Source organism: Pseudomonas sp. GW823-FHT06E10 (assembly GCF_058794995.1).
In genome coordinates, this window is the sequence record NZ_JBXAHJ010000001.1 from 496464 (window position 1) to 515943 (window position 19480).

Annotated in this window: 14 protein-coding genes; 3 read left to right on the plus strand and 11 right to left on the minus strand. The window is 61.1% G+C overall.

Going from position 1 to position 19480, the window contains the following annotated elements; genetic code table 11:
- Window positions 1-98: 98 nt before the first annotated feature.
- On the plus strand, window positions 99-1538 hold the full coding sequence (gene cls / locus AC1Q6Y_RS02300) for a cardiolipin synthase (RefSeq protein WP_492623984.1): 1440 nt from the start codon (window positions 99-101) through the stop codon (window positions 1536-1538).
- On the opposite strand, the gene cfaB is transcribed toward cls, so the two are convergent.
- The 5 genes from cfaB to hflK (AC1Q6Y_RS02325) all read right to left on the minus strand — a co-directional run bounded on the left by cfaB (window position 1535) and on the right by hflK (AC1Q6Y_RS02325) (window position 8894).
- Window positions 1535-2719: a C17 cyclopropane fatty acid synthase CfaB gene (cfaB, locus tag AC1Q6Y_RS02305; protein WP_057712681.1), complete on the minus strand. Its 1185-nt coding sequence runs from the start codon at window positions 2717-2719 to the stop codon at window positions 1535-1537. The genes cls and cfaB overlap by 4 nt on opposite strands.
- A 220-nt stretch (window positions 2720-2939) precedes the next feature.
- Entirely contained in the window at window positions 2940-4850 is a 1911-nt protein-coding gene (locus AC1Q6Y_RS02310) for a cation-translocating P-type ATPase (protein WP_492623985.1), read from the minus strand.
- Window positions 4847-5905, minus strand: a complete 1059-nt coding sequence (gene hflK / locus AC1Q6Y_RS02315; protein WP_492623986.1) for a protease modulator HflK — start codon at window positions 5903-5905, stop codon at window positions 4847-4849. The genes AC1Q6Y_RS02310 and hflK (AC1Q6Y_RS02315) overlap by 4 nt, the downstream gene beginning before the upstream one ends.
- A complete protein-coding gene (hflC, locus tag AC1Q6Y_RS02320) occupies window positions 5902-6939 on the minus strand; it encodes a protease modulator HflC (protein WP_492623987.1) in 1038 nt (345 codons plus the stop codon). The genes hflK (AC1Q6Y_RS02315) and hflC overlap by 4 nt, the downstream gene beginning before the upstream one ends.
- The gene (gene hflK / locus AC1Q6Y_RS02325) at window positions 6936-8894 is read right to left on the minus strand and encodes a protease modulator HflK (protein ID WP_492624020.1); all 1959 of its coding nucleotides are present in this window, start codon (window positions 8892-8894) and stop codon (window positions 6936-6938) included. Before hflK (AC1Q6Y_RS02325) ends, hflC begins: the two co-directional genes overlap by 4 nt.
- Window positions 8895-9108: 214 nt before the next feature.
- Between hflK (AC1Q6Y_RS02325) and lpdA the strand changes: the two genes are divergently transcribed.
- A complete protein-coding gene (lpdA, locus tag AC1Q6Y_RS02330; RefSeq protein ID WP_057712677.1) occupies window positions 9109-10509 on the plus strand; it encodes a dihydrolipoyl dehydrogenase in 1401 nt (466 codons plus the stop codon).
- A 92-nt stretch (window positions 10510-10601) separates the two neighbouring features.
- On the opposite strand, the gene AC1Q6Y_RS02335 is transcribed toward lpdA, so the two are convergent.
- The gene (locus tag AC1Q6Y_RS02335; protein ID WP_057712676.1) at window positions 10602-11075 is read right to left on the minus strand and encodes an Lrp/AsnC family transcriptional regulator; all 474 of its coding nucleotides are present in this window, start codon (window positions 11073-11075) and stop codon (window positions 10602-10604) included.
- Window positions 11076-11220: 145 nt separating this feature from the next.
- On the opposite strand from AC1Q6Y_RS02335, the gene AC1Q6Y_RS02340 reads away from it, so the two are divergent.
- A complete protein-coding gene (locus tag AC1Q6Y_RS02340; RefSeq protein WP_090452245.1) occupies window positions 11221-11850 on the plus strand; it encodes a LysE family translocator in 630 nt (209 codons plus the stop codon).
- Window positions 11851-11853: 3 nt separating this feature from the next.
- Here the strand turns inward: AC1Q6Y_RS02340 and AC1Q6Y_RS02345 are convergent, their stop codons facing one another.
- From AC1Q6Y_RS02345 to AC1Q6Y_RS02365, 5 genes are all read right to left on the minus strand, one after another.
- Window positions 11854-13971 (minus strand): hypothetical protein, encoded by a 2118-nt coding sequence (locus AC1Q6Y_RS02345; protein ID WP_492623988.1) that lies wholly within the window; start codon window positions 13969-13971, stop codon window positions 11854-11856.
- Window positions 13958-15154 carry a DUF3142 domain-containing protein gene (locus AC1Q6Y_RS02350; protein ID WP_492623989.1) on the minus strand — a complete coding sequence of 399 codons (1197 nt, stop codon included), beginning with the start codon at window positions 15152-15154 and terminating at the stop codon, window positions 13958-13960. Before AC1Q6Y_RS02350 ends, AC1Q6Y_RS02345 begins: the two co-directional genes overlap by 14 nt.
- 274 nt (window positions 15155-15428) lie before the next feature.
- On the minus strand, window positions 15429-17459 hold the full coding sequence (locus AC1Q6Y_RS02355; RefSeq protein WP_492623990.1) for a pyridoxamine 5'-phosphate oxidase family protein: 2031 nt from the start codon (window positions 17457-17459) through the stop codon (window positions 15429-15431).
- Between the two features lie 63 nt (window positions 17460-17522).
- Window positions 17523-18149, minus strand: a complete 627-nt coding sequence (locus AC1Q6Y_RS02360) for a glutathione S-transferase family protein (RefSeq protein WP_349735862.1) — start codon at window positions 18147-18149, stop codon at window positions 17523-17525.
- A gap of 119 nt (window positions 18150-18268) precedes the next feature.
- Window positions 18269-19171, minus strand: a complete 903-nt coding sequence (locus AC1Q6Y_RS02365; RefSeq protein WP_492623991.1) for a LysR family transcriptional regulator — start codon at window positions 19169-19171, stop codon at window positions 18269-18271.
- Window positions 19172-19480 lie beyond the last annotated feature (309 nt).

The window sequence follows — 19480 nt, forward strand, 5'->3', positions numbered from 1 at the left end:
TCAGCCGCGGGCTTCGGTTCATGGTCGAATTAATTAGCGACATTCTGCACGGAACATGGTCTGTTAAGCACTGAATCTTCAGGAGCAAGGCAGCCCCCATGGATTACTTCGGACCACATATTTTCGGTTATACCATCGCCCTGTTGCACTCACTGGGCATGATTGCGGCCATACACGCCGTGTTGACCGTCCGTACCGCCCAAGGCTCGATCGCCTGGGCCCTGTCGCTGTTTTTCATCCCTTACCTGACGCTGATCCCTTACCTGATGTTCGGCCGCAGCACCTTTGATGGCTACATCAAGGCCCGGCGGCAGGCCAACGACGAGATGCGCAAGGCTGTTTCCGAACTCAACTGGCGGCCCTGGGTAGAAGAAGCCCTCACCGCCCGCGCTTCTTCTGCCTACGCCTCGCTCAGAGCGATGCCCAAGCTCGGACACATGCCCTGCCTGGCCAATAACCAGATGCGGCTGTTGATCAACGGCCAGTCTACGTTCGAGGCCATTTTCGATGCCATCGGCCAGGCGAAAGAAGCCGTGCTGATCCAGTTTTTCATCGTCCACGACGACCGCCTCGGCCAACGCCTGCAGACTTTGCTGTTGAAGAAAGCCGCCGAAGGCGTAGCGATCTATCTGTTGTATGACCGAATCGGCAGCCATTCCCTATCCAACGGCTACGTGCAGGCCTTGCGTGATGGCGGGGTCGAGGTCAAGGCTTTTGGCCCTCGTAATGGCTGGTTCAATCGCTTTCAGGTGAACTTCCGTAACCATCGCAAAATTGTGGTGGTGGACGGCATTCTCGGCTTCGTTGGCGGGCACAACGTCGGTGATGAATACATGGGCGAGAAACCGCCCCTGGCCCCTTGGCGCGATACCCACGTGCAAGTGCGCGGGCCAGTGGTGGCGTGCATGCAGGAGTCTTTCGCTGAAGACTGGTTCTGGGTGGCTCATGCCCTGCCGCCACTGATCCTGCCCGAGGTTTATCCGGAAGACGGCGTGCTGTGCCAGTTGCTCGCCAGCGGGCCGGCAGACGCCTACGAAACCTGTTCTCTGTTCTTTGTCGAAGCGATCCATGCAGCGACAGAACGGATCTGGATCACCAGCCCGTACTTCATCCCCGATGAAGCCGTATTCGCAGCGTTGCGTCTGGCGGTCCTGCGGGGTGTGGATGTGCGGCTGCTGTTGCCGTCTCGACCCGACCATCGAATCGTCTACGCCGCCTCCAGCCTCTACGCCTTCGAAGCCGTGCGCGCCGGTGTTCGGGTGTTCCGTTACGAGCCCGGTTTCCTGCACCAGAAAGTGGTGTTGATCGACCACGAAATCAGTGCCATCGGCAGCGCCAACCTGGACAACCGTTCGTTCCGGCTGAATTTCGAAGTGATGTTGCTGACCGTCGACAGCGCCTTTGCCGCTGAGGTGGAACAGATGCTCAACGATGATTTCGCCAACGCCCACGAAATCGCCAAAGGAGAAGGCCGGGAGACTCACCGCCTGCAGCAGGTCGGCATGCGGGTCGCCCGGCTTATTTCGCCGGTTCTCTAGAGGTAGATATCGTCACGGGTCCACGGCAGTTCATGACTGCCATCGGCGTGGGCCTTCACCGCGAGAATCTGGTGCAGGTTGATCCAGCCCCGGGCAAAGGCGTAAGCGCAACCGGCCAGGTACAACCGCCAGATACGCAGGGCTTGTTCCGGTACGAGTCTAGAGGCCGCTTCGAGGTTGTCCTCCAGGCGTTCGCTCCAGTGATCGAGCGTACGTGCGTAGTGCAGACGCAAGCTCTCGACGTCGACGATTTCCAGCCCGGCTTCACTGATCTCGGCAGAGATCATCGACAGGTGCGGCAGCTCGCCGTTGGGGAACACATATTTTCCAATGAATTCACCGGCACCGCGTCCCACCGGACGGCCATCGGTGTATTTGGCGGTGATCCCGTGGTTCATCACCAGGCCACCGTCTTTCACCGCGCCGAACAGGGTCTTGCAGTACTCGGCAAGATTGGCGTGACCGACGTGTTCGAACATGCCGACGCTGACAACCTTGTCGAAACGGCCATCCTGCGGCAGATCGCGATAGTCGAGCAGTTGCAGTTCGACCAGGTCCTCCAGGCCCTCCGCTTTTACGCGCTCCCGGGCCAGGGCCAACTGCTCCTTGCTGAGGGTGATACCGAACACTTTCGCGCCAAATTCTCGCGCAGCAAAACGCGCCAATCCGCCCCAACCACAACCCACATCCAGCAGATACTCGCCGGGCTGCAGGCGCAGCTTGCGACACAAATGACGGAACTTGGCTTGTTGGGCTTGTTCCAGGGATTCGCTGCCGGTCTCGAAATAGGCGCAGGAATATGCCATGTCGCTGTCGAGCCACAGCTGATAGAACGCGTTGGAAAGGTCGTAGTGGTAGGAAATCGCCTTGGCGTCCATCTCTTTGTCATGGGCGTTACGAACCGGCTGATTGTCGTCGCCTTCATCCAGCAACGCCTGGCTCCATTCATCGCAGACGCGGATCACATCGCTGATGGAGCCTTCAAGCTCAAGTTTGCCTTCGACAAATGCAGCACCAAGGGCGTCCAGGCTTGGATGGGTAAACTGGGTGACCATTTGTGGGTCCTTGACCACAATCGTGACACTGGGCGTCGGCCCCAGATTGAATTCATGGCCATCCCAGAGTCTCAGGCGAAGCGGCAATTGCAGATTCTGTAAGGCCGGTGGAAGATGCGCGAGCATGGAGAAGCCCCCTTGTTTCAGACGTCTAAACAGAGGGTAGACCATCTTTGAAAAATAGCTGGCTATCGAATTAATAGCCGTTTTCAATGATTCGCGACGCCAGAACCGGCCGCCGCGAACGCACAAAATGATGTGCCCTCATCTTCAAAGACTACGAACCGGGCGCACAGTTCTAAAAAGTTGAAGCCCACCGTGATTGCCCGGTTTAGAGCATTCGCCTTCAGGCTTCATCCTTGAGCTTGAGCAGTGGCTCCTGGAACCGCAGCAAACGACCGGCATTGCCCAACACCAGCAAGGTGCTGAGGTTGTGCAGCAACGCCGCAATCATCGCCCCGGCAGCGCCAAGCCAGCCGAACGCGGCGAAGGCCACGATCGCCAGGGTCCAGCCTAGCCCGATGATCACATTCACCTGTAACGTTTGGCGGCACTGACGACTCAGGCGCACGCAAGTACCGAGGCGGCGCAGGTCACTGCCGATCAGCACGATATCCGCCGATGCCAAGGCGATGTCCGCACCGCCCGCGCCCATGGCGACACCCACCACGCCAGCCTTGAGGGCCAGGGAATCGTTGATCCCATCGCCGACCACCATCGGCCGGAAACCGCTGTCGATTTCCTTGAGCACACGCTTCAGTTTGTCTTCGGGCAGGGCCTGCGCTTCGACATCACTGATCCCGACATCCCGGGCGAGCGTTTGTGCGACGCTGTGCCGGTCACCGGTGAGCAACAACTGGCGACCCAACCCGAGGTCGCGCAACTCACCCAAGGCAAATTGCGCCTCGGGTTTGACGCTGTCGGCCAACAACAACCAGGCGAGAAATTCACCGTTGAGCGCCAACCCGGCAATCGGACCGTCGTGATCGGGAACCTCCGTTGTACTGATGCCCAGTTGCGCGAACAGCTCCGGCCGGCCGAGCGCCGCTTCGCCCTGCCCGGTCATCGCCACCACGCCCAGGCCCTGGCGCTCATGGATGTCAGTAAGCAGCAGGAAATGCTCCTGGGTCACCAACCCCGCCAGCGCACGGCTGACCGGGTGACTGCTGGCCGAGCCAAGGCTGGCGGCGAGCTTCAGGAGCTGACTGCGATCCTCCAGCGGACTGTCGATGGATTGCAGGCGCAAGGTGCCGAAGGTCAGCGTCCCGGTCTTGTCGACCACCAGCGAAGTCAGGTCCGCCAACTCTTCAAGGAACGCAGAACTGCGAATCAGAATCCCGTGGCGTGCCGCTACCGCCACCCCGGCAATCGCCGTGGCCGGCGCCGACAACACCAGCGCACAAGGACAGGCCGCCACCAACACCGCGAGCATCGCTTGAGCGTTGTTGGTGATGAACCAGGTCACCGCCGCCAGCAGCAACACCAGCACCATATAGCTGCCCGCGTAACGCTCCAGCAGACGAGTGATCGGCGGTTTCGAGCGCTCGGCGTTTTGCATCAGGGCGATGACTTTGCCGAGGGTCGATTCCTGGCCGGTGCGGGTCACTTCGATCCGTAGCAGACCGTCGAGGTTGATCGCGCCGCCGAACACCGACATGCCGACGCCCGCCTCCATCGGTACCGATTCGCCGGTAATGGAGGCGGTGTCCAGGCTGGCCTGGCCGGACAACACCCGGCCATCCGCGGGCACCCTATCCCCGGCGCGGACCTCGACCAGGTCGCCCGCCTTGAGCGTGCCGTTGTCGACTTCGATGATGGAGCCGTCCGCCTGAACCTTGCGCGCGTGGCTGCGGGTCAATTTGCCGAGGGCATGAATCGCCTCCTGGGAACCGATCACGCTGCGCTCTTCCAGCACGTGGCCAAAAATCATGATGATCGGCAACAGCGCCGCCGTCAGCAGATCGCCGGTGGCCCAGGCACCCAGCATGGCCAGGGCGATCAATTGATCGGTGATGCCGTGCAGGCTTGGATAACGCAGGCTGTACCAGGCTGAACGCATGACCGGAACGGCGACCAGCAGCGAGGCAAAACCCAGCAGCAGCTGACTGACACCAGTCTGCTCCGGCGCCAGCCAACGCCAGATCAAGCCCAGCGCAAGCAGGCCCAACGCAAGCATGGCCAGGGTCAACTGGCGCGCGGCGCGGCGCTGTTCGGCCGATGACAACAGGCTCGGTACGGCGGCGGTTTGAGCGGTCATTGTGCAGCTCCCTGAATGATCAGGCGGGAATCGTCTTTGGGATCGACCGTGGTGACCGAACCGGCCTGACCGAGAATTTTCGGCAACCGCTCGCGATAAATGCGTAGCAGCATTTGCGGATCAATGCCCTGTTGTTGCGCCTTGGCCAGGCTCAACACAGTGGCCGTGTCGGTAGACGCTTTGGCCAGTCGCTCACTGGCCTTGGCATGGGCAACTTGTAATGTTCTGTCGGCTTGCTCGTTGGCAGTTTGCGTCAGCTTTTCGGCTTCGGTACGCGCATTGGCCACGGCTTTGTCGGCTTGCTGACTGGCTGTCAGGACCGCATTGAAGGCATTGACCGCCGGGCTTGGCAGACTCGATTGCACATCGACCCGCGCCACTTCGATCCCCAAGCCCTGCCCCGTCGCGGTGAGTTCGGCCAGCCGTTGATTGATGCCCTGCACCAGATCGCCACGCAAGCGCTCGCGCCGTTCCGCCGCCTGGCTATCAGCGCCGATCAATTCCGGGCGAGCGACCAGGATAGTGTCCAGATCCCGTGCGGCCGTGAGCGCGACCGCACTGCGGGTCACCAGACGATCCAGTGCCGGCAACACGTGTTCGCCTTGAAGCACGAATGCATAGGGCTCGGTGACTTTGTAGAAAATCCGCACATCGAGTTGCACCACTCCGGCATCCCCCGTTAACAGATAGCCGGAACCTGCGAGGGCATCGCTGATGGGTGTGGCAAAACTGGCCACGCGATCTGCCTGCATCGCGGCACCACTGCGCAACAAACCTTCCACTCGGCGCTCGATCACCCGATCCGCCGTCGGCAACAAAATCACCTGCTCGAACGGTTGCGGCCAGGCCAATAACAATCCGGCATTCTGAATGCGATCCAGCGCGCCGAAATGCAAAACCACCGCGCGATTCTGCGGATCAATCTGCCTCACATTGGAAAACGCCCACGCCAATGCCGCCAACACCGTCACCGCGTAGAGGGCGAGAAACGCCAAGCGCCCGGCCTGAATCCAGGGACTGCTCAACTCATTTGTTCCACGTGGAACCAAACTCATGGCTGCGATCCGGACTTGTTGTCGAGGCTCGGCGGACCGTCAACCAAGACCCGGAACGGTGCGGCGTCGGTACGCAGAATCAGCTTGGTTCCTGGCGTCACCACCGTGCCCAAGGTGTCGAGCGAGCGCAGCAGGTTGTAGAGCTGCGGCGATTGCGCGTAGGCGCGGCCATAAATCTGCGCCGCTTCGACGCGCGATTGCGCTTCGATATCTGCTGCTTTCACTGTGGCATCGGCCTGCACAATTCGCGCATCACGCTCGGCGGCGGAACGAATTTGCGCGGCTTCACGCTTGCCGATGGCCGTGCGCTCAGTAGCGATGGTTTCGCGCTCGGCACGCATCCGGTCGACTGTCGCGGTGAGCGTCACCGAAGGCAGCGTCAATCGCTCGATACCGACCTGCAACACGCGCACACCATAAGTGGTGAGCAACTGCTGATCTATTTGCTTGCGCAGTTGTGTTTCGAAATCGGCGATGCGTACCTGGCTGGCATCTGTATTGACGAGATTCGCCAGATCAAAACTGCTGGCGGTGGTTTCCAGCGCGGAGCCGACAAAGGTGCGAATCTGCCGCGCGGCTTCATCGGGCTGGTTCTGCACCGCACGCATGAAACGTTGCACATTGTCCGGATCGCCCTGCACCTGCCACGCCACGTAGGCCTGAACGATGATGCGCAGACCGTCCCGTGTGCCGACATCCTGCAAACCGCTGGACGTGGTACGCAGCCGCAGATCCACAGGGATCGCTGCTTCGAACGGTGCCGGCCAGCGCCAGCCCAGTCCCGGCTCCAGCAAGACCCGTGAGGGGTTGCCGAAGCGCGTGATCACCGTGGCCTCACCCGAGCGCACCTGCACCAGGCTCGCGGCAGCGACCGCAAACGCCACCAGCAATGCCGCCCACCCCATCCGACGCCATGGGAATGGACCGGCCTCCTGCGGATCGCCGTGATGATGATGGCCGTGGTGATGGTGCCCGCCATGGCCGTGATCGTGGCCGCCGTGGTCATCGTGATCGTGAGTATGGGACTGGCTCAATTGGCAGCTCCTGGCTGAGCGGTTTTACGCGACGGCGCAGGGTCAACCGGCAGCGTGAACGTACGGAGGTCGATGGTCGGCGCATTGCTGCTGCCGCCCAGACGATGATCAAGAATCAACAATTTGGCGTTGGCCAACCCTTGGGACAACTGACTGAAATACTGCTCCAGCACAAAGGCCTGACCGGCGCTGGCATAGGCTTTTTGTTCGGCGTTGAATTTCAGGTCCGCTGCCTGGGCGCCGGCATTGATTTCGCGGGCGCTGGCCGTCGCCTGATCGCGGGCGATGCTGGCCTGCAACTGCGCCTGATTGGTAGCTTCGGCAGCGGCGCCACGTTCACGGGCGATCAAGGCTTGCGCGCCAATCTGCGCCGCTTGCACGCCGTGATAGGCATTGGCTGCACCGGCCGGAGGGTGAATAGCCTCGACCACCGTGGCGAGAATTTCCACGCCGCTGTCGAGTTTTTGCAGGTCCGCCTGAACCGCGCGGCCGATCTCTTCAGCCAGCCCTACCCTGTCCTCGCCAAGCAATCCGTCGAGGGTGCGCGAGGCGAAGTCGTGAACCAGGATTTGGCTGGCGGTGCTGCGAATCAACATCGGTACATCGGCACTGTTATAGGTCGCAGCCAACGCCGCCTCATCGCTGAGGCCAATGCGATAGACGAAACGCACGTCCATGTTGACGATCTGAAAGCTCTGCTTGTCGGCTCGGCTGCTGGCGATCACCTGGGACTTGTCGTTCACATGGCTGGCGTCCCACAGACGATTGGCAACTGCCGGGGCCGGGCCTTCAGCGGGGTCCGCCTGAGCAGGGGCCGTGGTTTCGCCAACACTGGTGGCCAACTCGTGTACCACGCCATTCTCGACGCTCAACACCCGGCCCAATGGCCAAGGCAACCCCATATGCAAACCTGGGCCAAACACCTCCACTGGCTTACCGAATCGTTCGTAGATGCCACGCTCTTGCAGGGCAATTTCGTGAATGCCGGTCAGCGACCAGCCAACAAGCGCAACCACCGCCAACACCGGCAGGAAGGCCCGACGCATGTAACTGAAGGCCCAGATCTGCCGCAGATCGATGCCGAAGCGGTTATGCAATTCGTGCTGCAACGCCAGCAATGGCTGTGGTGGCCAGCGCAACATGTCAGCGATAAAACTGCGCGCCAGTAGCTCTGGCTCAAGACGTTCACGGCGCGGGCTGAACAATGACAACACCGCGCGCAGCAACAGTTCTGCCGCCACCAGCCCCGGCAGCAGTCCAATCAACACCGCCAGGCGTACGGGCCATACCGAGGTTTCATCGGCAAACAACAGACAAAAAGCACCGAGCGCCAGGCTGATGATCGCCACACGGATCAATTGCGCCAACGTGGCGGCTTCAGGCCATTGCGCGGTGTTTTCCTGCGCCAGATGACGCTCCATCACCAACAGGCCGAACGCCAACAGCAAGAAGCACGCTGCCCCGACATTGGCTGCCAGCCCCAGTGCTGCCGGGGGCAATGTGAGGTTCCAGGCCTGTTCGACGCCCAATACCGCCAACAATGCCCAGCCACCAAGCCACAGCGTTGGCGCACCGATTTGCCCGAGCAGGTGCTGCGATTGCAGGCTGATCCGGTCCAGTAAACGCTCATACCACCCCGAAGGCGCGACAGATTCGTCGACAGCAATCACCTTCCCCACGGGGTTCATGGCGCGAGCACGCCACTGGGCCACCCACCAGGCCGATTGCAAACCCGCCATCAACACGACAAACGCCATGCTCAGGTTCAGCAGCAATGTTGGCCACAGTGTTTGCGAGGAAAACAGCCCGGCAAAAAACGCCAGCAGCACACCTACCGTCGCGAGCACGCCCGCACCGATGGCGAACTGGCGCAAACGCCGCCCTTGAATGAACGCCTGCTGAAAGCGCGGCAACCCGGCTAACGGCGTTTCATCAACATCGAGATCGACTTGCATACCACCCCAGAGTGTCTTCGCTTGCATGGCAATTCGTTACGATATAACGAAAATGGTGAAATTTTCGTACTCGAGCGCGCTATCTAAAGATGCCCAACCTGTCGCTTGGCTGAAGCCTTGACCGAAATGCGGCAGAACGCACATATTACGTTCGTAATTTTACTCAGGAACTACTTTTACCCATCCCTTCCCCATTCGATCCAGGAGTACATCCATGAGCACTTATGACGTCGTGATACTCGGCGGTGGCCCCGGCGGTTACAACGCGGCGATCCGCGCCGGACAACTGGGTCTGAAAGCTGCCTGCGTGGAAGGACGCGCCACACTCGGCGGCACCTGCCTGAACGTCGGTTGCATGCCATCCAAGGCGTTGCTGCATGCCTCCGAACTGTACGACGCGGCCAAGGGCGCGGAATTCGCCAATCTGGGGATCGAAGTCAAACCCGTGCTCAACCTCAACCAGATGATGAAGCAAAAGGATGAAAGCGTTACCGGGCTGACCAAGGGCATCGAGTTTCTTTTCCGCAAGAACAAGGTCGACTGGATCAGAGGCTGGGGCCACATCGACGGGCCGGGCAAAGTCACGGTGACCGATAGCGCCGGCGGCAAGACCGAACTGAGTGCCAGGGACATCATCATCGCCACCGGTTCCGAGCCTACGCCCCTGCCCGGCGTGGATATCGATAACAAACGCATCCTCGACTCCACCGGTGCCCTAGCGCTGACCGAGGTGCCCAAGCATCTGGTAGTGATCGGCGCCGGCGTGATCGGCCTGGAGCTGGGTTCGGTCTGGCGACGCCTTGGGGCACAGGTAACGGTGGTCGAGTTTCTCGACCGGATCTGCCCAGGCGTGGACATCGAAGCCGGCAAAACCCTGCAGCGCTCCCTGAGCAAACAAGGCTTGAGTTTCAAATTGAGTTCAAAAGTGACCAGCGCCACCACCTCCGCCACCGGCGTGCAGCTCAGCATCGAGCCTGCCGCAGGCGGTGCCGCCGAATTGCTTGAAGCCGATTACGTGCTGGTGGCCATCGGGCGCCGACCTTATACACAGGGCCTGGGCCTGGAGAACGTCGGCCTCGCCACGGACAAGCGCGGCATGCTCGCCAACAAGGGGCATCGCACCGAAGCCGTCGGGGTCTGGGTGATTGGTGACGTGACCTCCGGCCCCATGCTCGCCCACAAGGCCGAGGACGAAGCCATGGCCTGCGTCGAGCAGATGGTCGGCAAGGCTGGCGAGGTCAATTACAACCTGATCCCCAGTGTGGTCTACACCAAACCGGAGCTGGCCAGCGTCGGCAAAACCGAAGAGCAGCTCAAGGCTGAAGGTCGGGCGTACAAGGTCGGCAAATTTCCCTTTACCGCCAACAGCCGGGCGAAGATCAACCACGAGACCGAAGGCTTCGCCAAAGTGCTGGCCGATGAACGCACGGACGAAGTCCTCGGCGTGCATCTGGTTGGCCCGAGCGTCAGTGAAATGATTGGCGAGTATTGCGTGGCCATGGAGTTCAGCGCCTCGGCCGAAGACATCGCCCTGACCTGCCATCCACACCCGACTCGCTCCGAGGCCTTGCGCCAGGCGGCGATGAATGTGGAGGGGATGGCGACGCAGATGTAAGACTTGAAGAGTTGCAGTGACTGATTTATCGCCTTCGCGAGCAAGCCCGCTCCCTGTAGGAGCGAGCTTGCTCGCGATGCAAACGACTCGGTCTACAGCGGCAAATGCTCCAGCGGCAACACCCCCGGGGCCTTCACAGTATGAATCGCAAAGTTGCTGCGGATGTCGCTCACCCCCGGCAACTTCAACAAACGCCCGGTGAGAAACCGGTCATAGGCACGCAAGTCCGGCACCACTACCTGCAGCAGAAAATCCGACTCTCCTGATACCAGAAACGCCGAAATCACCTCCGGCAATGCCGTCACCGCCAGGCGGAAGGCTTCGGCTTGCTCATCGTTATGACGCTCGACCTTGACCCCGACAAACACTGTCAGCCCCAACCCCACTTCGTCGCGATCCAGATTGGCCTGGTAGCCGCGAATCACCCCCGCCTCTTCAAGCATCCGCACCCGGCGCAAGCATGGCGATGCCGACAGGCCGATCTCGTCTGCCAGTTGCACATTGCTCAGGCGGCCATCCCGTTGCAGTGCGGCGAGAATCTTGCGGTCGTAGGCGTCGAGTTTCATGGTTTGGTAGATCCTGATGGTTCAATCTTGATTAAGTGGCAGATTATGCCAATACATGACCCGATAGAAGCTGACAACGCAAGCACCTGCCCCGCCCTTCAGCCCTAGACTGGCACGACCAAATCGACAACGAATGGGGTGCAACATGCAAGGTCTCTGGCTGTTTTTCATGGCACTGGCGGTGGTCTACCTGTTGCCGGGGCCCGACATGATCCTGCTGTTGCAGACCGGTGCCCGCCAAGGCAAAGGCGCCGCGCTGGCCACGGCCGTGGGCCTGGGTATTGCCCGGGGTTGCCATGTGGCATTGGCGGCGCTGGGGCTGGCGGCACTGTTCAAGGCAGCGCCCTGGACGTTCGACGTGGTACGCCTGGCCGGTGCCGCGTACCTGCTGTGGATCGGCATTCAGTGCCTGCGAACCACGATGCTGCCGAGCCTCACCAGCGCCGACACAACCGGCGAAAAACCGCGCTGGGGCGCAGCCATCCGACGCGGACTGCTGACCAACCTGCTCAATCCCAAGGCACTGCTGTTCTGCTCGGTGCTGCTACCGCAATTCATCGACCCACAGTCTGGGCCGGTGCTCGGGCAATTTGCGACCTTGGGCGTGGTGCTGGTTAGTGTCGGGTTGCTGTTCGACAGCGCATACGCCCTGGTCGGCGCCGCACTCGGCCGTTGGCTGCAAAGCAGCCCCTCAGCCCAGCGCCTGCAACAATGGTTGTTCGGCAGCCTGTTGATCGGTTTCGCCGTGCGGCTGACCTTTGTGCAACAGGCTTGAACCTCACTGCGCCTTGCGGCGGCGGCGTTTGAACATCAACAGCGCCGCTGCCGCGAACACCACTACGCTACCAACCTGTAAAGGCATCTTGTACGGTCGCAAGGCCGAACGCGCAGCGTCGGTCACTTGGGTCACGTAGCGTTTGTCGGCGTTTTCGAAGTCGGGGTACGGGCACTGGTGGCCGAAATCGGCGGCCCATTCCACGTAAGGCCCTTCTTTGACATAACGCCGATATATCGCACTTTGCTCTTCGAGGCTGCTGTTCCACCCCGACGCCTCGCACAGCACCGCCGCAAACGCCTGACTGGTGTGAGGCAAGTTATCCGCCGCCTTGCTCGCCAGCGCGGTGGCCACGAAGCGATAGTGATAACGCTGATCAGGCTGGGCTGCGCTGGCCTGCTGGCGCTTCACTTCGTCCTCGGCCACCAAAGGACCGACCTTGAGTTCGGTGTTTTCGAGACTGTAGTTACCGCCGAACGTGGCGTAATCCGGCGCCATTTCGTAGCCCAGGATGTCCATCCCCCACTCGCGTGCCGTCCAGGCCGCATTGAACAGAGCGGCGGCGCGACGGGTCGGCCACCAGGCTGAATCAGCTGCCAGACGTTGCTCGCCATACAGCTTTGCCTTGTGCCGCAAGCCGTCATTGTCGAAGTACGCCGGCGCCTGCTCGTAATGCCCCTCGCGCAACAGCCGACGGCCCAGCAGATTGCGCAGGCTCGCCGCCACCGGCAAGGGCACATAGTTGTCGCGGTCCTGCTGGCTGAGCGGCGGCGGGGCCGGCACTTGAGTGTCTACGTAGTGCTTGAGTTCTTCGAGGGTCAACACGCGCTCGGCAACGGTGGCGGCGTCGAACCAGTAAATGCTCTGGCTGCGATACAGCTGATCGAAGGCTTGCAGGTAATCCCCGCGTTGCAGGGCCAGGATCGCACTTTCACCCTCGACCCGGCATTTGGGCTGGAGCGTTTCGTAATCGAAGTCCGGTGTGCGGCGCTCGCCCCAGGATTCATTCTGCGGGAAGGCCTGCGCCGCTTTGGCATAGGCTGCGGCGGCCGCGCTCTTGTTGCCCTCGCGCACCGCCAGTTTCGCCCGCAACCACCAGGCCAACCCACCATCGCCAGCCTGTTCGAGGAAAGCCTTGGCGCTGGCGTAATCACCCTGTTGATAATTCATTGCCGCCAGGCGGTCGGCGTTTTCGAGGCTGCCACGGGTACTGTTTTGCAGCAGCTTGATCATTTTCTGTTCGTTGGGCGGTTGATCACCGAACGACCACCCCAACCGACTGATCAGCGATGCTGTCACCAATTGCTGCACTGGCTGGCCCTTGAGCAACTCGGCCACTTGATCATCCGGCAGCGTCATCAGGTCCGCCATCAACAGCTTCAACGAGGTGTAGCCCACCGCGGAGCCGTGCAGATTCTGCGTGGCGTACAACTCGATGGCGCGGTTCCAGTCGCCAGCGGTGCGCACCACCCGGGCTTCTTCACCGAGGCTCGCGACACCCAGTTCCAGTGGATCACTGAAGCCGTCGATGCTCAGTTGCCGGGTTTGCTCGAAGGCGTCACGGGATTGTTCGAGCAGATCCGGAGCCGCATTGGCTTCGGCGCTCATGGCGAACAACGCTCGACCCAACGAGTAAGCCGCCCAGGTACTGCGCGAGGCCCGTTGCTCTGCGGGCAGGGCCAGCACTTTCTTGAAATACCCGGCGGCCAAGGCGGGATCACCCACGGCAAATGCCACAGCGCCGGCCAGGTACAACCTGAGCTCAGGCGGCAGTTGCGCGCCCTCGCTTTCGACCTGGCGGGCATCGGTCAGGCTGCGCAAGTGTTTCACCAACACCTGTTGTTCGGCGGAAAGTCCCGCCTGCTCGGCTTGATCGCGCAGCGCTACAGCGTCAGGTACATCCGTGTAGTCAACGCCAGCGGCGACGTTCTTCAACCCGTTGATGGCGTGACCGAGGCGGCTGATTTCGAAGCTGAAGTTGCCTTCCGGCAGTTCCGCCAGCGACTGGCCTCGGTTATCCAGCAGGCGCATGGGGAAGTCCGGACCGCAGGCCAGTGCCGAACCCAGCGGCAGGCTGAGGCTCAGGCAAAGCAAATGACGCGGCCAGTTACGGGTGAACATTCGAACCTCCTTGATCAATGTGTGCGCAGCGAGCCCAACCAACGGCACGCTGTCCGCCGGCCGGTATTCGGCCATCACGCAGGCGGGTGAAGGTAAGCAGATCCGGACGCTGTTGCAACGCGTAACCGGCCAAGGCATCGGCCCCCTCACAACCGCTGACCGCCAGTGTCAGGCGTTCGGGCCAGGCGCTGTCGAGATTGCCCTGGTTGCTGATGCCGATGTCATAGAGGCCATTGTCGGCCGAGAGTTTCAGTTTCAATTGACTGTCGAGGACATCACCACGCGCCACGGCGAGCAAAGTGGTCAAGCTCCAGGCCCGACGGTCGTTGGCCAATGGCAGGCGAAACCAGATCAGGCCCGCCAGATGTTTCGGTGGATCGGCACGCAACTCGGTGCCGAGGGTGCGCAATGACTGAGGGTCGGCAAGCAATTCCCGACGCAGCCCTTCACGCTCCACCGTCACTTCGCTTTCCACAACGGGCGCGCCACCCGCCGAGGGCAGCAACGCCACGCCATAGGCCGGCAGCGCCAGATAGAACGGTTTCGTCGTGATACGGCTCCAGGCCTTCGCCCATTGCCGGGCCTGATCAGCATCGAACAAGCCACGACGCGGATCGCTCACCGCGTGCACCTGCAACACACTGCTGTCGACTGTGGATAACAGCGCCGGCAGTTCGCGACTGTCGAGCCAGGATGGCAACGCGGTGATGCTCAGTACCAGCGAAGTCGGCAATGCTCCGCGCAACTGCGCGAGAAATTGGCGGTACTCCGGTAGCCGAGCGTTACCGGCATCGTGGTCGATTTCCACGCCGGCGAGGTTCAGCCCATGTCCCTTCCAGTCGCCGATCACCTGGCGGATTTGCGCTGTGATCTCATCCTGATCCAGCGCCTTGAGCTGCCCATCCAGGCGAATCACCGCAATCACCGGCCGGCCATCGCGCTTGAGCAGTGCCGGGTCAATCCGGGCCCGACTCCAGCCCGCGTTGGGAAAGGCCTGCAAGGCCAGCACCCGCAACATCGAAAAGTCGGCGCGGCTATCCCTGAGGGCAGCGTCGTGGGCCGGCGTCCACTGCCGCTGCCAGACGTAAAGCTGTTGATCCAGCGGCGGTGCATCCTGTCTTTCGCAACCGGTGGTGAGCGCCAGCGCCATCAGCAAGACCATCGAGCGAGTGAAAAAAACCATTGAAACGCCTGTTCCTGAAATGCAGAAAGGGCCTGTGCGGTGAATGCCAGTCAGTTAAGCGTTTAAACACCGCAAACCTTGTGGGAGCGAGCTTGCTCGCGATGACGGTTGGACAGTCACACAAGGGGTGCCTGACGGTCCGCTATCGCGAGCAAGCTCGCTCCCACAATGTCCGGGGCTTAACTGATAGGCACTACCCTCTGCGGCCCTTGTTCGTTCTGCCCCTACCCTACTCAGCCATCGACCGGCGGGCAATGTTCGCCTGCAATGATATTCAGATATCGAGTACCAGCGGTTGCGCGCCCTGCGCCGGAATCGCACAGCAAATCAGCACCTGTCCGTCATCCGGCACCTCCGCTGGCGGCAGTGGGTAATGCACCTGACCGCTGATCAAGCGCGTTTTGCAGGTGCCGCAGGAGCCGCCGCGACAACTGAATTCCGGGCGCAGGCCACGGCTTTCCGCCAACTCCAGCAAGCTGCCGCCGTCTGGCTGCCAGCGCGCCTCCTTGGCCGAACGCTGGAACACCACGGGCACGGACGTGGTGGCGGCTGGCGGTTGTTCGATGACCACCGCATCGGGGTCCGGTCGCCGGCGCAAGGTGGACGGGCCGAAGGTTTCGGCGTGAATCCGCGAATCGCGAATGTCCAACTCGCGCAAGCCGTCGTACAACGCCTGGGTAAAACTCCCGGGACCGCAGACCACAAAATCCGGCTGATCGTAGTCCTCGACTGTCAGCAGATCCTTGAGCAGCGCGACGTCGATCCGTCCACTGAGGTCGAAGTCCTCTCCTTGTATCGCCTCGGCTTCCGGTTGACTGAGCAAACGCACTACCCGCACCGCGTCACCGGCATCCTCGAGCAAGCGATCCAGTTCGCGGCGAAATGGCTGGTCGGCCAGCGTGCGCGAACTCTGGATGAACCATGTGGGCCGGATACGCCGGGTGCGTAACCCTTGGTAAACCACTTCCCGCAGCATCGATAACAGCGGCGTGATGCCAACCCCGGCCGCCAACAACACCAATGGTCGACGCTCATGGGGCGCCACGGTGAAATGCCCTTGCGGCGCCCGCGCCTCCAGCAGGTCGCCGACACGAATCTGCTCATGCAAATGCGTAGACACCCGTCCGTCACGCTTCACGCTGATGCGGAAAAAATCATCGGACGGTGCGCTCGATAAACTGTACGTGCGGATATGCACATCGCCGTCAATGTTCAGGCGCAAAGGCAAATGCTGCCCGGCCTGGAACAGTGGCAACCCCGCTCCGTCGGCGGGCTCCAGGTAAAGCGAGCGAATGCTGTGGCTTTGCGCTTCAATCCGCGTCACCCGCAACGGCCGCCACTGATCGCCCAGGGCCTTGGCCTGCAAACGCGCCTTGGCCTGCTCCCAGGTACCGGTGAGCAAACTGGTGGGTGAAACGCCATCGAAGCGCCAGCGCAACGACAGGGCAGCCGGACGACGTACCACTTGCTCGACATCGATCGTCCACAGGCGCTCGGCCCCCTGGAACGCCTCGACCTGAGGACCGTCCAGGATGATTTCGGTGCGCCCACTGAGCTGCAGCAAATCACCGGTATTGAAATCGATGAACAACAACCCGGCCCGGGGATTGAGCAGCAGGTTGCCCAAGGTGTTGAAATGCAGGTTGCCGGCGAAATCCGGAATGGTCAGGCGATTGCCTTCCACCTGTACGAAACCGGCCTGACCGCCGCGGTGAGAAACATCCACCGAGCGTTCACCGTCGACGTCCACATAACTGGCAACGAAAAAGGTGTCCGCCTCGGCGATCATGGCTTTGCTCGCGTCATCCAGTTCGCCGAAATGCTGGGCGGCACGGGTCGCAGGATCGGTCAGCGGCACCGAGCGAAACTGGCGCAACTGAATGTACTGCGGGCAATTGCCGAAGGACTGGTCCACCGTCACCGCGAAACCATCCATGGTCATGGCACTGACATGCCCATTGATGCGGTTACGGCGGCGGGTGTGCAACTCGATGCCCAGCAGTCCGATGGCCGAGCCTTCGCTCAACTGCGCGGGATCATCAAAGGCCGGCAGACTGCGAAATTGCAGCAAGCCAGGTTCTGGCGAATGTGCGAAACCGGGCTGGCCTTCAAGGACACTGGCCCAGGGATGACCGTCGGCATCCACCGCTGCGTACAGCATGAACGGCAATTGTTGATAGAAGGTGCGGTGCTGGTCCGGCATCTCGCTGCGAATCACCTTACGACCGAACGCCTCCATTCGTTCGGCAACGCCCACATGCGCCTGCAATTGTTTCTCGCCGGCATGCCAGGGTGAACGGTCCATACGGCTGCTCCCTTGCGCCTGTGGCGCAGAACGGGGCGGCCCGGCAACACCGGGCCACCAGCATCAGGCGGTTTTTTGCAGGCCGGCGACGGTGCGCGGCATGCCGACAAAACCCGGCAAGGCTTCGATGCGGGCCAGCCAGGCACGAATGTTGGTGTACTCGTCCAGCGACACATTGCCCTCAGGCGCATGGGCGATGTAGCTGTAGGCGGCGACGTCGGCAATCGTCGGATCAGTGCCGGCCAGATACGGCGTATCGGCCAATTCGTGATCGATTACCTTGAGCACGGTATGGGCATAGGCAATCACTTCTGCAGCGTTGTAAGGCGCGCCGAACACAGTAATCAATCTTGCCCGGGCAGGGCCGAAGGCAATCGGACCGGCCGCCACCGACAACCAGCGTTGGACCTTGGCGGCCCCTACCGGATCAGCCGGCAGCCAGCGACCGTTGCCGTACTTTTGCGCCAGGTAAACCAGAATCGCGTTGGAATCGGCCAACACCACGCCCTTATCATCAATCACCGGCACCTGACCGAAAGCATTGAGCGCGAGGAACGCCGGTTGCTTGTGTTCGCCTTTGGCGAGGTCAACGAAGATCAATTCGGTCGGCAGTTTCAGCAGGGACAGCATCAACTCGACACGATGAGCGTGGCCGGAACGTGGGAAGTTGTAGAGTTTGATCGCTTGCATGGTCGACACCTCGGGTGAGTGCTGCTGTTCAGGGGAGAGATGGGTCGTATCTTCTACCCTCGACCAAAACAACAGAATCACCAGCAAACGCAATCCATTATTTCACCGGATGAAATAACTCAACGCCTGAGCGCCGGATGCTCGCGCAGCGTGTTCACCGCGAAATCAACAAAACTGCGCACCCGGGCCGGTGCTTTACGTCCGCCCTGATAGACCACATGGATGGGCAACGGCGGCAGTTCGAAGTCCGCCAGAATGATTTCCAGCTCTCCGGCAGCCACCTTGCCCGCCACTTGATAAGACAGCACCCGCGTGAAGCCCAACCCCAAACTGGCCGCCGTGATGGCTGCCTGATTCGCCGTCACCACCAGCCGCGGTTCAGCCCGCACGCTCAAGGTTTCGCCGTCTTCAATGAATGGCCAACTCCTGAGTTGGCCAATAGCAGAAGTCGCAATAATCGGCGCCTGGGCCAGTTCCCGGGGATGTCTGGGCCGACCATGACTGGCCAGAAACTGTGGCGATGCGCAGATCACCCGCCGCACCTCGCCCACGCGGATCGCATGCTGGTTGCTGTCGGGGAGCTCGCCGATGCGGATGGCCACATCAACGCCCTCCTCGACCACGCTCACCACCCGGTCCACCAGCAGCGCGTTGATGCAGACCTCGGGGAATTGCGTCAGATAACTCACCATCAACGGCGTGACAAACAGCTCGCCAAACAAGACCGGTGCGGTGATGGTCAGTTGCCCACGGGGATGGATATGGCTGCCCGCTGCCGAGTCCTCGGCTTCCTGCACCTCGGCGAGAATTCTCCGACAATCCTCCAGATATCGTTGACCGGCCTCGCTCAAATAAACGCTGCGCGTCGTACGCGTGAGCAGTTGTGTGCCTATTCGCTTCTCCAGCGCTGCGACCGCTCGGGTGACGCTGGCCGCCGACAGACCCAAACCCCGCGCCGCCGCCGAAAAACCCTGCTCCTTGGCGACAGCAGCGAAGACCTGCATTTCCTGGAAGCGGTCCATGGGACTGTCCTCATTTCAGATAGATAAACCGCAACCGAAGGCCGGAATGTTAAGCGCAAATGTTCAACAACATAGTTGGGCGCCGGACCATCAGGTAAATCAATGGGCTACTGCACTGTAGCGCCTGCACCGTAAAAACCAAGCGTGTCACAAACCTCAAAAAGCGGACCGGGGATTATTGATAATTAATGACGATTATTTTCTTGCGACGGGTGCGACTGTTGGCAATTATTCTGATCAGCCCGCTGCAACGGCAAATGCCCGGTAGAGAAAAAGGAGCCATTGGCTCAGCTTCCAAACCGCTTCAGT